Source organism: Opitutaceae bacterium, assembly GCA_015075305.1.
Lineage (GTDB): Bacteria > Verrucomicrobiota > Verrucomicrobiia > Opitutales > Opitutaceae > UBA6669.
In genome coordinates this window covers 393,379-405,769 of record JABTUS010000001.1, presented here as the reverse complement: position 1 = coordinate 405,769, position 12,391 = coordinate 393,379, and the positions used below count along the sequence as shown (strand labels likewise).

The 12,391-nt window shown below is 60.2% G+C and carries 15 protein-coding genes; 6 read left to right on the top strand and 9 right to left on the bottom strand.

Annotated elements, in window-relative coordinates; genetic code table 11:
• The first annotated feature begins 1 nt into the window (after position 1).
• Positions 2–517 carry an STAS domain-containing protein gene (locus tag HS122_01600; protein ID MBE7537093.1) on the top strand — a complete coding sequence of 172 codons (516 nt, stop codon included), beginning with the start codon at positions 2–4 and terminating at the stop codon, positions 515–517.
• Positions 518–577: 60 nt separating this feature from the next.
• Here HS122_01600 and HS122_01595 read toward each other — a convergent pair whose 3' ends face one another.
• Together HS122_01595 and HS122_01590 are read right to left on the bottom strand one after the other, a co-directional pair.
• Positions 578–985 carry a type II toxin-antitoxin system VapC family toxin gene (locus HS122_01595; protein MBE7537092.1) on the bottom strand — a complete coding sequence of 136 codons (408 nt, stop codon included), beginning with the start codon at positions 983–985 and terminating at the stop codon, positions 578–580.
• Positions 985–1,215, bottom strand: a complete 231-nt coding sequence (locus tag HS122_01590; GenBank protein ID MBE7537091.1) for an AbrB/MazE/SpoVT family DNA-binding domain-containing protein — start codon at positions 1,213–1,215, stop codon at positions 985–987. Before HS122_01590 ends, HS122_01595 begins: the two co-directional genes overlap by 1 nt.
• Before the next feature lie 160 nt (positions 1,216–1,375).
• On the opposite strand from HS122_01590, the gene HS122_01585 reads away from it, so the two are divergent.
• The 4 genes from HS122_01585 to HS122_01570 all read left to right on the top strand — a co-directional run bounded on the left by HS122_01585 (position 1,376) and on the right by HS122_01570 (position 4,192).
• Positions 1,376–1,588 carry an AbrB/MazE/SpoVT family DNA-binding domain-containing protein gene (locus HS122_01585; protein MBE7537090.1) on the top strand — a complete coding sequence of 71 codons (213 nt, stop codon included), beginning with the start codon at positions 1,376–1,378 and terminating at the stop codon, positions 1,586–1,588.
• Positions 1,576–1,965 carry a type II toxin-antitoxin system VapC family toxin gene (locus HS122_01580; GenBank protein MBE7537089.1) on the top strand — a complete coding sequence of 130 codons (390 nt, stop codon included), beginning with the start codon at positions 1,576–1,578 and terminating at the stop codon, positions 1,963–1,965. Before HS122_01585 ends, HS122_01580 begins: the two co-directional genes overlap by 13 nt.
• A 105-nt stretch (positions 1,966–2,070) precedes the next feature.
• Positions 2,071–3,288: a tryptophan synthase subunit beta gene (gene trpB / locus HS122_01575; GenBank protein MBE7537088.1), complete on the top strand. Its 1,218-nt coding sequence runs from the start codon at positions 2,071–2,073 to the stop codon at positions 3,286–3,288.
• Positions 3,289–3,319: 31 nt separating this feature from the next.
• The gene (locus tag HS122_01570) at positions 3,320–4,192 is read left to right on the top strand and encodes a YicC family protein (GenBank protein MBE7537087.1); all 873 of its coding nucleotides are present in this window, start codon (positions 3,320–3,322) and stop codon (positions 4,190–4,192) included.
• 31 nt (positions 4,193–4,223) lie between these two features.
• Here HS122_01570 and HS122_01565 read toward each other — a convergent pair whose 3' ends face one another.
• Together HS122_01565 and HS122_01560 are read right to left on the bottom strand one after the other, a co-directional pair.
• Positions 4,224–5,798, bottom strand: a complete 1,575-nt coding sequence (locus tag HS122_01565) for a sigma-54-dependent Fis family transcriptional regulator (GenBank protein ID MBE7537086.1) — start codon at positions 5,796–5,798, stop codon at positions 4,224–4,226.
• An 88-nt stretch (positions 5,799–5,886) separates the two neighbouring features.
• Positions 5,887–8,103 carry a PAS domain S-box protein gene (locus tag HS122_01560; GenBank protein MBE7537085.1) on the bottom strand — a complete coding sequence of 739 codons (2,217 nt, stop codon included), beginning with the start codon at positions 8,101–8,103 and terminating at the stop codon, positions 5,887–5,889.
• A gap of 195 nt (positions 8,104–8,298) precedes the next feature.
• Between HS122_01560 and HS122_01555 the strand changes: the two genes are divergently transcribed.
• Positions 8,299–8,688, top strand: a complete 390-nt coding sequence (locus HS122_01555) for a hypothetical protein (protein ID MBE7537084.1) — start codon at positions 8,299–8,301, stop codon at positions 8,686–8,688.
• 37 nt (positions 8,689–8,725) lie between these two features.
• Here the strand turns inward: HS122_01555 and HS122_01550 are convergent, their stop codons facing one another.
• The 5 genes from HS122_01550 to fliD form a co-directional block, all read right to left on the bottom strand.
• A complete protein-coding gene (locus HS122_01550) occupies positions 8,726–9,109 on the bottom strand; it encodes a hypothetical protein (protein MBE7537083.1) in 384 nt (127 codons plus the stop codon).
• 5 nt (positions 9,110–9,114) lie between these two features.
• Positions 9,115–9,543, bottom strand: coding sequence for a flagellar export chaperone FliS (fliS, locus tag HS122_01545; protein MBE7537082.1), 429 nt, complete (start codon positions 9,541–9,543; stop codon positions 9,115–9,117).
• Positions 9,544–9,554: 11 nt separating this feature from the next.
• The gene (locus tag HS122_01540) at positions 9,555–9,845 is read right to left on the bottom strand and encodes a hypothetical protein (protein MBE7537081.1); all 291 of its coding nucleotides are present in this window, start codon (positions 9,843–9,845) and stop codon (positions 9,555–9,557) included.
• 126 nt (positions 9,846–9,971) lie between these two features.
• Entirely contained in the window at positions 9,972–10,640 is a 669-nt protein-coding gene (locus HS122_01535; GenBank protein ID MBE7537080.1) for a hypothetical protein, read from the bottom strand.
• Positions 10,637–12,370 (bottom strand): flagellar filament capping protein FliD, encoded by a 1,734-nt coding sequence (fliD, locus tag HS122_01530; GenBank protein ID MBE7537079.1) that lies wholly within the window; start codon positions 12,368–12,370, stop codon positions 10,637–10,639. Before fliD ends, HS122_01535 begins: the two co-directional genes overlap by 4 nt.
• Positions 12,371–12,391: the final 21 nt, after the last annotated feature.

Genomic DNA, 12,391 nt, shown 5'->3' with positions numbered 1-12,391 from the left:
CATGTTGGAGAGTCACAATTCCGTTTACCTGGCTGACGTGTCAGCTGATCCCGTCGCCATACGAATCGAGGGCCGCGCCTCGTTTCAGAACAGCGCCTGTCTTCAGGACTTCGTCAAGGCGCTGATCGACCAGGGAAGGTATCGGTTCACGATCGACTTTGGCGGGTGCACCGGCATGGACAGCACGTTTCTGGGCGTGCTGGCCGGTGCGGCGCTGCAGGTGCGGAAGCACGCCCCTCCGGGCAGTTTGACCCTGCTGCGGATTGAGGGAAGAAACCTTGAATTGGTGCGCAACCTCGGGCTGCACCGAATCCTCAATATCGAGGAGGCCGAAGGGACGACCCAGTCCGCAACAGCGGCTCAGGCGATCCCCTGTGTGGATCGCAGTGAGCTGGAGCAGGCGAAGGTGGCGCTGCAGGCCCATGAAAATCTTGTCGAGGCGGAGGAGGGGAACCGAGGCAAGTTCCAGGATGTGCTGCATTTCCTCCGCAAGCGGATAGACGAGGAGAAGCCGTAGGTGGCGGGGCTCGGGCTCCGCCCCGCCTGAACCATTCCGGTCGCCGGAGGTTGGAGCGCCCTATGAGTCCTTCGGGGTGACCAGCCGCACGTTCGGGAAATATGTCCGGTATCTTGCCGCGTCTCGAGTCACCAGGGTCAAGCCGTCGTGCTCCGCGTGCGCTCCGATATAAAAGTCGGGCAGCGGGGAGGTCTTTCCCCCACCGGATCGCCGGTAGGCGAGAAAGGCGCGGCTGGCGGAGAATGCCGCTTCATAGGGAAGGGGCAGGCGTTTGAAGAGTGACGGCCGCAGAAAGTGATCGAGATCCTCCTTTCGCGGAAAATGTGCCGCGAGTTCGGCGAAGATGATCGGATTGACAACAATCCCCTTGGTCTGTGCGCGACGGAACTGGTCCGAGGACCACTCTGCCCACGTCGGGTCGTTGGTCAGGATGTCAAGGAGGACGTTGGTGTCGAGGAGCCAGGGCATCAGATCCCCCCGCGGGTGAGCCGCATCAGTTCATCGGTGGTCTTGGTCGTTTGCAGGCACCCCCTCGCTTCGGCCAGCCACTCCTCACCCATGCGGGCCTTGCGCTTTCGTGGCTTGAGCACGATCTTGCCGCCTTCGGCTACGAAATCAACCTGGGTTCCAGGCTTGAGTCCGAACCGGTTCCGGATCCGCTGGGGGATGGTGACCTGGCCCTTGCTGGTAATGTTCATTTCAGAAGTATTACCGATGCCTGTATTACTTCAAGAAGTGGTTGCGAGAGACGGACTGGGCAACCGCGGCCTTCCGACACGGGTCGGGCAATTTCGGGCGAGAATGGGTCTCTTCAGACTTGCATCGATATACACATCGTAATACCGATGTTCGATCGATATGACAACTGTAACTGTTTCTCCAAAATTTCAGATAGTGATTCCGAAGGCAGTTCGAGAGGGACTCTCATTGGCGCCGGGCGACAAGGTGGAGATTGTGCAGCTTGAGGACAGGATCGAACTTGTTCCCATCCGTCCTGTTGCTGCGATGGAAGGCTTCCTGAAGAATGTCCGCAATACCTTCAAGCGCGAAGCCGATCGATGCCTACGGTAGTGGACTCTTCGGGGTGGATCGAGTATTTTACCGGCGGCCCCAACAGCTCGCATTTCGCTGCAGCGATACGTTCGACAGGGAAATTGGTGGTTCCATCCATTTCAATTACCGAGGTTTATCGATGGACTTTGCGTGAAGCGTCATTGTCGCATGCCCTGGCTGCAGCAGCCACCATGAAACAGGGGCAGGTCGTCGCGCTTGATGATAGGCTGGCCGTTATCGCGGCCGAAATAAGTCATCGCTTCAAGCTGACATTGGCTGACGGAATAATTTACGCAACCGCACGAATTGCGTCAGCCAATCTGCTTACCCAGGACTCTGATTTGGATGGATTGCCGGGAGTCAAGTACTTCAGACACCCTGGCCGCATGAGCTAACCTTCTCAAACGAGGTCAATGCTTCGCGGGTCTGCGTGAGTGGCCGAGGGCGAACGGTCCATTTTCTCCCTTCACGCGGGAACCACATTCGCCTAGCCTGTTCGAATGCCTGCGACTGATATCATCAATCCCGAGACTCTGCCGGACCAATCCGGCCATTTTGGCCGATATGGAGGCGTCTTTGTTCCGGAGACGTTGATGACCGCGCTTGCCGAGCTGGGGGATGCCTATGCATCGGCACGACGGGATCCAGCGTTCGAGGAGGAGTTGACGGGACACCTCAAGGAATTTGCCGGGCGTCCGACGGAACTCTACTTCGCCCGTCGTCTCACCGAGTATTGTGGCGGAGCAAAAATCTACCTGAAGCGGGAGGACCTGCTTCACACCGGAGCACACAAGATCAACAACGCCCTCGGCCAGGCGCTGCTCGCCAGGAGAATGGGCAAGCAGCGCATCATCGCCGAGACGGGTGCGGGGCAGCACGGGGTCGCCACCGCGGCGGTGTGCGCCAAGTTCGGTCTCGAGTGCGTGGTTTACATGGGCGCTGTCGACATGGAGAGGCAGGCGCTCAATGTTTTCCGCATGCGCCTGATGGGCGCCGAGGTTCGCAGTGTGGAGGCGGGGCAGAGAACCCTGAAGGATGCGGTGAATGAGGCGATGCGCGACTGGGTCACGAACGTGCGAGGCACGCACTATATTCTCGGATCGGCGTTGGGCGCGCATCCGTATCCGATGATGGTGCGCGATTTTCACCGGATGATCGGGAGGGAGGCGAAGGCGCAACTGCTGGCCCGCGAAGGCCGCCTCCCGGATGAAATGATCGCGTGCGTCGGCGGTGGCTCCAATGCGATTGGATTCTTCTTCGATTTTCTGGGCGACGGCGGTGTGAAGCTCATCGGAGTCGAGGCGGGCGGGCGCGGCATTCGTCGCGGCGAGCACGCGGCCCGTTTCGAAGGCGGACGTCTTGGCGTGCTCCAGGGGAGCAAGACATACATTCTGCAGAACGAGGATGGTCAGATTGAACTGACCCACTCGGTGAGCGCCGGTCTCGACTACGCGGCGATCGGGCCGGAGCACGCCTTCTATCGGGATCAGGGCCGCATCGAATACGCGTACGCCTGCGACGATGAAGTGATATCGACTTTCCAGCTTGTCTCGAGGTTGGAGGGAATTTTGCCAGCGCTGGAATCCACGCATGCGCTCGTCCACGGCATGAAGCGCGCGCGCGCCTTGCGCAGCAATCAGATCGTGGTGATCAACCTTTCCGGCCGCGGCGACAAGGATGTCAACCAGGTGGCCCGGATGCTGGATGTGAAGCTATGACTGTGATTCGCAGACCGGAGGAGGAATTCCCATGCGCAGCATGACCGGGTATGGCCGGGCGAGCGCAGGAATCGGAGATCGCACGGTCACGGTGCAGGTGAGCTCGGTCAACAGGAAGACCCTTGATCTCACGATCAAGCTCCCCGATGTGTGGGCGGCCCTTGAGGCGATGGTCACGGAGCGTGTCCGAGGAGCGGTGACGCGAGGCAGAGTGCAGGTTGATTTCGAGCTGAGCGGATGTGCAGAGAGGGATGCGCCGGTGTGGAATGAAACGGCCATTGAGGTCGCGCTTGAGCGGCTGGCGGCGCTCGCGGAGCGCCGCGGCGTCAGATTCACTCCGACGCCGGAACTGCTCTGGAGCATAGCCAGCTCGCAGCACGGAATCGATGATCCGCCGCCTGTTGAAATGGTGCGCGATCCCGTGATCTCGGTGCTGGACGAGGCGCTCGCGGGTCTGGCGTCGATGCGCGCCCGCGAAGGGACAGCGTTGCTCACTGATCTCCTTGGGCGGCTTGGGAAGCTCGAGATGCATGCCGATGCGATTGCTGATCGCGCGCCCGGAGTTTCCTCCAACTACCGGGACCAGTTGTTGACCAGGCTGCGACAGGCAGGACTCGAGCTTGAATTGAACGACGAGCGTGTTTTGCGTGAAATCGCCCTGTTTGCTGATCGCTGCGACATTTCGGAGGAGCTCACGAGGTTCAGGAGCCATTTGGATCAACTGACGTCCCTCTTGAAGTCGGACGCTGAGATCGGACGAAAGGCCGAATTCATCCTGCAGGAGATGGGGCGCGAGGTGAACACGATGGGAAGCAAGGCGAATGACATGGTCATTTCCCGTGCGGTGATTGAGCTGAAAAACGAGCTGGAGCGGATTCGGGAGCAGATCGCCAACGTGGAGTAGGAAAACGCCGGCCATTCGGCCGGCTTACCGATCAGTCGCGCCCGGACTCGATCTCCAATCCTTCGGCTCGGTATTCATGAATCTTGTTTCTCAGGGTTCGAATCGAAATATTGAGAAGTTCAGCGGTGCGGGTGCGATTGCCTCCCGTGCTCCTAAGCGCGGCGAGAATCGCCCGCCTTTCGAGTTCATTCAACGGTATGACCTCGTGCGCGATTTTCCCGGAATCCGACGCGGCAATCCCGGAATCGTCGACTGAATCTTCAGGCGGTTCCCGACTCCCTGTTGACTCGGGATGCATCGCCGCGGCCGACGGCGGTGTCCAGGTGTCGGTGACCGATGGCCCGGTCGGTTGGACAGGTGCGAAACCGGCGGCAGCGGGGGGCGGCGCCGGCTGCGGGGATGACGCGGGGTGCTGCATGCCCAGGAGACTGGCGGAGCGGGCGAGCGAGGGAAGTCCAAGGGCGGCTGTCGTGACAGGTCGTCCGTCTTCCGAGAGGATCACGGCGCGTTCCAGTGTGTTCTGGAGTTCCCGGACATTTCCAGGCCAGGGATAGTTGATCAGGGCGGCGGATGCATTGTCGGTGAAGCCAGGAATCTTGACACCGTGCTTGCGCGCGAAACGACGGAGGAATGAGTCGGCGAGCAGCAGGATGTCGTCGGGACGCTCGCGCAGCGCCGGCACCTGAATGGGGAAAACGTTCAGGCGATAGTACAGGTCGGAGCGGAAGGATCCGCGCTCCACAAACTGCATGAGATCGCGATTTGAGGTCGCGAGGATGCGGACATTGACCTTGATGGTCTTGGTGCCTCCGACGCGCTCGAATTCGCGCTCCTGCAGCACGCGCAGCAGCTTTGCCTGGAGATTCGCGGGGATTTCCGAAACCTCGTCGAGCAGGAGCGTGCCGCGGTTTGCCAGCTCGAAGCGCCCCTCACGCCGATCCGTCGCGCCGGTGAACGAGCCCTTCTCGTGTCCGAACAGTTCACTCTCGATCAATTGTTCGGAGAGTGCCGCGCAGTTGACCTTGATGTAGGCCTCGGCGCGCCTGGGGGAGTTCTTCCAAAGCTCCCGGGCCACCATCTCCTTGCCGGTGCCGTTCTCTCCGGTGATCAGCACGGTGGCATCCGTTGGAGCGACACGTTCGATGAGCTGGCGCAGGCGGAGAATCGGTGGAGTTCTGCCCAGCAGGTCACCATCGCCGCCATCCTGCTCACTGAAGTAGCGGTTGACCTTGACCAGTTGCCGGAATGCATCGGCCTTCTTGAGGACGATTTCGATCTGGGATGGAGAAAACGGCTTGATCAGGTAGTCGAACGCGCCGCTCCGCATGCACGCGACCGCGCTCTCGATGGTGCCATGTCCGGTCATCATGACGACAAGCGGCTTGTCGGGCAGCGTGGCCAGACGTTCAAGCAACTGCTGGCCATCGCCATCTGGCAGGCGGACATCAAGCATCACCAGGTCGAAACTCTCGCGCGCAATCATCGATTCCGCCTGGGCGATCGAACCGGCGATGCTGACGGTGTATTTCTTGCGGCGAAAGAGTTCCTCCAGCACCTTCTGGATGATCGGCTCGTCGTCGAGGACCAGGATTCGTTCGAGAGACATGGGTTGGCTCAGTTCGGTAGGGCGGATGCGAGTGGGAATCAATGCGCTTCGCTTGATTTCTGAAAGCGTCAAATCGATGGCGCGACGGCTAGTTGGCTGCCGGGAGCATGGCGAGGATGTGTGAGACGATTTCTGCGGGAGGAAAGGGCTTCGGAAGGCAGACGAGTGGTTCAGCCAGATTGGCCTGGGTGCGATCGCCCGGCCTGAAGGCGCCGCTTGCAAGTATCAGCGGGAGGTTTGGCAGTTCGGCTCGAAAATGCTGGGCGACCTGCCAGCCGTTGATGCCCGGCAGTCCGATATCGGAAAAGAGCACGCCGATTTCGTCGCGGTGGTCCGCGAGATGGCGCAGCGCCTCCTCTCCGCTTCGAACCCAGACCATGGGAATTCCCTCCGACGTGAAGATGTCTTCCCAAAGATGAGCGATGTCGGTTTCGTCTTCGACAACGAGCACGTGCTTCGTGGAGCGTGGAACGGGCGCAGGGCTGCGGTCACCCGTGCCCGGATGAGGATCCTGCCTGTCGTCGATCGAGGCTCGGGGAAACGCAAGATGGACGCGGGTTCCCCGTCCCGGAGTGCTCTCAACCTCAATCATTCCGTGGTGTGCACGCATGATGCCGTATACGACGGCGAGTCCAAGGCCGCGAACTGCGGAGCCTCTGTCTCTGGCGAAAAAAGGCTCAAAGATTCGAGCCCGGGTCGAATCATCCATGCCGCTTCCATTGTCCTCAATCGTCACCCACAGCGAGGCGGGAAACTCGCCGGCCGCGATGCCCGGCGGGGGATGATCTCCAGTGAGGACATGTATTGTGCCGCCCTGAGGCATCGCATCGCAGGCATTGCGCAGCAGCTGCTGCAGTCCGATCGCCACCTGGGTGGGGTCCATCGGGATGCGAGCGTGCTCATGGTTGAAAGTGCAGGACACCAGGACATGCGAAGGGCGGTCCGCGCGGGTTTTTTCGATGGTGTCCTCGATCAGACCCCGCAGGTCGACCATCGTGAACTCAAGATCGTGCTGGTTCGCAAAAAGCTGAAGCTGGCGAACGACCTCCGCTCCCCGGCTGCCCGCCTCGATGATCGCCTGAGCCGCGCGATTCAATGCGACGGGATCACCGGCGCTATCGACCAGCAATCCCGCGTATCCGAGGATGATCGTCAGGAGATTGTTGAAGTCGTGGGCAACTCCGCCCGCGAGGGTTCCAAGGCTCTCAAGCTGGCCGGCTTCGCGCAATCGGGCCTCGATGCGGCGGCGTTCGGTCAGGTCGGTCAGGGTGACGAGGCGCCATGTCTCGCTGGTGAAGCGGACCGGGGTGACGGATAGTTCGGCGGGGAAGTCCATGCCCTCGCGACGGCTGAGCGTGGTGGTGTGAAGCGCGCCTGGGCGCCTGGCGGCAGCCTCAATGTCCTGGATGGGGATTCTCGGTGTGATGGGCCTGCCTGCGAGCCCGGCGGGCTCTGCGGAAAACAGAGCGGAGAATGAGCGGTTGCAGAGCTGAACCCTGCCTCCGCTGTCGAGCAGGCAGAGCCCGAGAGGGACGGCTTCATGGACGGCGCTCAAGAGCCCATGCATCGCGGTCAGAGAAGCCTCGGCAGCCTTCCGGCGGCTGACATCGCGCATCGTCGACACAATCTCCGGGGAACAGTCCTTGCTGGACCTGGTTTTGCTTGTGGTTTCAACCCAGACATGGCCTCCGTCCCGGCGACGCATGCGATGAACGAACGTGCTCTCGGGGCGTCCGTTCACATGGCCGTCAAAGATCTCTCGCGCCTGCGCCAGGTTTTCGGGGTGAATCAACTCGTAAAGTGAACGGTTGATCATCTCCTCTGGCTCGTAGCCGAGTATTGTCCGCGCCGCCGGCGAAGCGTAGAGACAGCCACCGTCCCCTGGGCGGTGGACGGCAACCAGATCGCGAATGGATTCGGCCAGAAGTCGGAGCTGCTCCTCCCTCTGATGCAGGGCGCGATCCCGTTCGACCTGCTCTGAGACGTCGCGCAGAGCCACCGCCCAGCGAACGCTGTCCTCCTCCGCACCCGGGGCGGGAAAGGTGGAGACATCAAGGTGAAGAACCGAGCCATTCCCTCGCGAAATTCCAACGGTGCCACGGAACATCTGTGAGAGCCGAAGGCACTCGTCGATTGCATGCCACGACCCGCTGCCAATCACCTGAGACAGGCAGCTTCCCAGGGCTGTCGAGCGAGCGATGCCCGTGACGCGTTCAAAGGCGGTGTTGACATCCACGATGAGATCACCGTTGGAGCCGCCCAAAATGGCCACCGCGTCGGTTGAATTCTCCAGAGAACGGATCATGGACACCCTATGAAGCGTGAACTTTTCTCCGGGGGCGAGGAAAGGTTGCGGGTTTCACTGCTGTTCACCGAGCTTCATGTTCGTGATTTCGGAAAAGGGTCCTGCCTCGACTGGATCAGAACTGGCGTGCTGCGGAAGTATTCCGCTAAAGAAATCGCCGATGCGGGCCGAAGGACCCGGGAACACACTTCTCGTATGGCGCCTCGTCTATTGTCGCTGCTTTCGCTCGTTCAGAGTGCATTGATTGAACAAGGGGTTGCGCTCGACAGGCAGTCCGTGCAACGCTCGGTGAGCTATCACAAGGGTTTGGCTCGCATGTCATTTGAGGATGGCGGGAGCATTTCCCTGCAGAGTTTTACGATGGCGGATGGACAGATTTGCGTCAAAGCGGCGCTCATGCGGGCTGGTCAGGCCGATGCGTTGATTCATGCAATTTACCCGCATCGGGCGGATCACGATTGGCGCGAATCGGCGGAAAGCATCGCGCTGGCATGGGTGGCGGGATCCGTGGCTGCATTGCCGATGCAACCCAACGGTGCTGAACGAGCGGCTGTCGCCGCGGAACCGCTTGTTGCGGTTGGGTGATTCCTTCGAACAGGGAGGGATGGGGCAGGGGGCCCGGCTATCCCTGGCAGTAAAACGAACCTGAGGCACCGTCTTCCATCCGGTTTCGATAGGCGGGGCCGATCGAGCGGATTTTCTGACCTGAGGCGGTCAGCGCCCTGAGCTCCTCTTCAGTCTTTTCCATCCATTCAGTGAGCATGGAAATTTTTATTCCTTGCGCGCGCGTGATGGCGTGGGCGCGGGAATAGATTTCGGGGTGGAGTCCGAATCTCACCTTGTTGTCGGACATGAGTACCGACAGGCGATCGACGATGGCTGCGGCGCGTTCCTGAGTGGCGGAAAGCTCCGACCAGGACTCCTCCGCCATTTGGATCGCTTCCTGTCCTGCGAGGATTTCCAGAGCCGCAACAAGGCGTTCGACGGTTTGAATTGGACGTTCCATTGTCATCAGGCGACACCACGGGTGGCGTCGAAATGGTTGGTGAATTCCTTTCGGAGCATCTCCGCCCAACCGTCGCGGAGCTGCTGTATCAGATTTGAAACCTCGATCACCGGCTCGACCTGCTTCCGTATATTTGCCTCGATGAGGCGGCGCAGGTAGTACTCGTACAGTCGATCGAGGGTGGCGGCGTAGTCTCCGCCTTCCGAGAGATTCAAGGTGGCGCGGAGCTCAACGATGATGTTCTGCGCGCGGACCAGCGACGCGTTGATGTTTTCGATCCTGCGCGGGCTGTCCTGATCCTGGGCGAAGGCCTCCCTGGCCTGATTCAAGAACCGGAGGGAGCCGTCAAACAACATCAGGACGAGCTGGCCCGGGCTGGCCGTCAGGATTGACTGGGCTTGGTACGCGCGGGCGTAACCGAAAGGAGGCGCCATTGGAGGTGGATTCAGACTGACTCCGAAGGATCGGCTGAATTGAGGAACAGCTTTGAAAGTTGCTCGATGATCTCAAGCGGCGGATAACTCGGATCGGCTGCAAGCTTGCGGCCGAGTTCCACCATCTCAGGGCGGATTTCGGGATTGGCCTCGAGCGCTCTGTGGAGCGTCTCCGCATGTGAGATCGAAAGTGAGTCCGGTTGGGACGACTCGACCTTGTTCTGAGGAGCGGCGTGCCCGTTTATTTGCGGCAGGGTGCCGGCGCGATGAGAGCCCAGGCTCTGGGACGTTGGATGTATCATGGTTGGATTCCGTGGGTGGTACGGTCAGCCCTCGAAAGTAGTGTCAGGGAACGCCGTGATCTGGTTGTTTGCTAGGGATTGAAATCGGCCTGTTGGCGGTGTGCTTGAGAAAATTGCGTCAAAATCTTACCGGGGTGGTAATGTTACGAAGGTTGCGTGGGCCGCGTAATTGCCGAAACGGGTCGGATTCTGCAAGACGGTTGAACTTAAATCGCCCGTTCCGACGGAAGAGGGATTTGAGTCAAGATAGTGCCTGCGTGCCGAATTGACCACTGACGCCTCATTCGCATCGAAGAGATTGTCGAATGCCCAGAGGATTTCCCCCGTCGAGATGTCCACGAGCTTGGATCGTATGCCAAGTTTAAGTGGAGGGTAGGGAGAATAGGCGGTCAGATCGACAAATAGAACGGCATCGGCGGAGGTCGAACCTTTCAGTCTCGGGAAAAAATTGTGCGGCAGGACATCCGTGCTTGAAAGCTGTCGCGAGCCGGCGAGACGCATCAACAGGTCGCGTGGGATCGCGACTGTTTCGGCGCGTGCGGAACGATTGAGCTCGGCCGAGAATGATTCATCCAGCCGCGCCAGATTTTGTTCGGGGATGGACGGGAGTCCTGCAACCGGCAGGATGGCGATGCGCCTCACAGTCGCAGGAAGGCGGTCGACTCCACGGACGTTCGCGGGAACAAAATAAGGGCCCGTGCGAGCATGATCAATTCTGGGTGGCGTCTCGCATCCGGCCAGAGCCAGACTGACAATCCCGATGGCGAGAGCTTCGATGACGGTTCGGCGAATCATTTCGTCGTGGGCTGGCTGAACGCACTCGCGAGTTGAGCCTGCATCTGCTGCAGTTTCGCCTGAGCCGTCTCCATCGCAATGAAGCTTGCTTCGAGAAGGGATCTCCTTTGCGCGAGCTGGCGTTCTATCGCGGCGATCTGGTCATCGATGCCCTTCGAATTGTTGTTGAGCGCTGTTGTCTGCGAGCCAAGCGCACCGCCGGTTCCCGTGAGCCCGATCGTATTGTCGATGAATGTGGCGAACTTTGCGGAGAAGCCTGTTGTTTCCAGATTGAAGAAACGTTCGATGTCGCCCGCATTTTTCTGGAGTGCGGTGTCGAGCTTGGCACCGTCCTTGACGGCGAGACTTGAAGTTCCGGAAGTGAAGTCGATGCCGAGGTCCTCGAGGCGCTTGATGGTGCCGTCGAGTCCAGAAATCGAGCCAAAGGCGGATGTCCGGAGGGTTCGCGCCCAGTCCTGGATCTCCCGGTTCGAGCTTAGCAGCGCCGCGGTGACCTTGCCGTTGGAGGTCGTGATCTTGGTCTGTTCGTCGATGTAGGTTTGAACGGCGTTGAACTTGGTGATGAAGTCATCAATCCCCTTGCGCATTGCCTCCGTGTTCGCAGTCACTGCAATCGTTTCCGATGTCTGGCTGCGCGCCGTCACTGCAAGGCCCTCGATGCCGTGGGAGTCTGCATCGAGCGTGTTGCTCGCACTGGTGAGCTCGGGGCCTCCGTTGACCGTGTAGCGCGCATTCCTTCCGCGCTCAAGGGTGGAGGATCCCGTGAGTCCGAGTGCATCGAGCAGACCTCCCGAGGCTTCGCTCACGGCCAGCCCGGTGTCCCCGGTGGTCTTGTTGGTCAGCACCAGGCGATCGTTCATCGAGTCAAAGCTGGCGATCACGCCTGCCGACGATCCGTTGATCTTTCCGAGGATGGTCGAGAGGGAGTCCGTGTTGACGTTGTAGCTGATGCTGACGCCGTTGATCGAAAATGATCCGGCGCCGGTGCCGTCGACCGCTGTGATCGCATTCCTCAGGCGCGCGTCCACGAGCGGTCTTGTCAACTGCGTCGTTCCCAGTGCGGTGGTGCTGCTGATCGCACCGGTGCCATTGTTTGCCAGCCGGGTTGCGGAAAGAAAGTTTGAGGTGTCGTTGGCTGCGCCAAGGACTATTTCCGACGGACTGTTGAGCTCGATCCTGTCGGTCGTCGGATTGTAGGCGGCCGTTACGGCGCCGCCTGTGGCCGTCGAAATCTTGTTGAAGACATCGGCGAGTGAGTCAGTGAGATCAATGGTCACGGCGTTTCCATTGACCGCAAAGGTGCCGGCTCTGACTGCCGTTGCGGTGGGAAGTGTGGCGAGGGTGACACCGGAAACGTCGGCGGTAGCTGCAATTCCTGAGCCCACGTCCGACGCACCGGCGCGGCGGCTGCTGGTGGCCAGCTCGAGGATGTTGAAAGTGTAGTTGCCGGTGGCGGTGCCAGGGCCTGCGATGGCCAGCCAGTTGGAGTTGTTTGTGGTTGATGCTGCCGAGCGACCGCTGAAAAGTCCGGAGGCTTTCAGCGCAGCCGACGCGGTCTTCAATTCCGCAAGCTTCGTGCCGAGGCCCGAGAGCGCGGTGACTTTGCGGTCATTGATTGTTTTTTCAGCCTGCAGGCGCGTGATTGGCGTGCGTTCGAGCTCCATCAGGTTGTCCACAAGGGATTTCCAGTCGAATCCGGAAGCGAGTCCTGTCAGCTGTAGGCCGGCCATTTTGATCGAGATTGACGTTGA

Excerpts from the sequence above, each read along its gene's own strand:
- HS122_01600 (MBE7537093.1), top strand. The coding sequence starts at position 2 with ATGTTGGAGAGTCACAATTCCGTTTACCTGGCTGACGTGTCAGCTGAT.
- HS122_01550 (MBE7537083.1), bottom strand. The coding sequence starts at position 9,109 with ATGGAACGTCCAATTCAAACCGTCGAACGCCTTGTTGCGGCTCTGGAA.
- HS122_01585 (MBE7537090.1), top strand. The coding sequence starts at position 1,376 with ATGACAACTGTAACTGTTTCTCCAAAATTTCAGATAGTGATTCCGAAG.
- trpB (MBE7537088.1), top strand. The coding sequence starts at position 2,071 with ATGCCTGCGACTGATATCATCAATCCCGAGACTCTGCCGGACCAATCC.
- fliS (MBE7537082.1), bottom strand. The coding sequence starts at position 9,543 with ATGGCGCCTCCTTTCGGTTACGCCCGCGCGTACCAAGCCCAGTCAATC.
- HS122_01595 (MBE7537092.1), bottom strand. The coding sequence starts at position 985 with ATGCCCTGGCTCCTCGACACCAACGTCCTCCTTGACATCCTGACCAAC.
- HS122_01570 (MBE7537087.1), top strand. The coding sequence starts at position 3,320 with ATGCGCAGCATGACCGGGTATGGCCGGGCGAGCGCAGGAATCGGAGAT.
- HS122_01540 (MBE7537081.1), bottom strand. The coding sequence starts at position 9,845 with ATGATACATCCAACGTCCCAGAGCCTGGGCTCTCATCGCGCCGGCACC.
- HS122_01580 (MBE7537089.1), top strand. The coding sequence starts at position 1,576 with ATGCCTACGGTAGTGGACTCTTCGGGGTGGATCGAGTATTTTACCGGC.
- HS122_01565 (MBE7537086.1), bottom strand. The coding sequence starts at position 5,798 with ATGTCTCTCGAACGAATCCTGGTCCTCGACGACGAGCCGATCATCCAG.
- HS122_01555 (MBE7537084.1), top strand. The coding sequence starts at position 8,299 with ATGGCGCCTCGTCTATTGTCGCTGCTTTCGCTCGTTCAGAGTGCATTG.
- fliD (MBE7537079.1), bottom strand. The coding sequence starts at position 12,370 with ATGGCCGGCCTACAGCTGACAGGACTCGCTTCCGGATTCGACTGGAAA.
- HS122_01560 (MBE7537085.1), bottom strand. The coding sequence starts at position 8,103 with ATGATCCGTTCTCTGGAGAATTCAACCGACGCGGTGGCCATTTTGGGC.
- HS122_01535 (MBE7537080.1), bottom strand. The coding sequence starts at position 10,640 with ATGATTCGCCGAACCGTCATCGAAGCTCTCGCCATCGGGATTGTCAGT.
- HS122_01590 (MBE7537091.1), bottom strand. The coding sequence starts at position 1,215 with ATGAACATTACCAGCAAGGGCCAGGTCACCATCCCCCAGCGGATCCGG.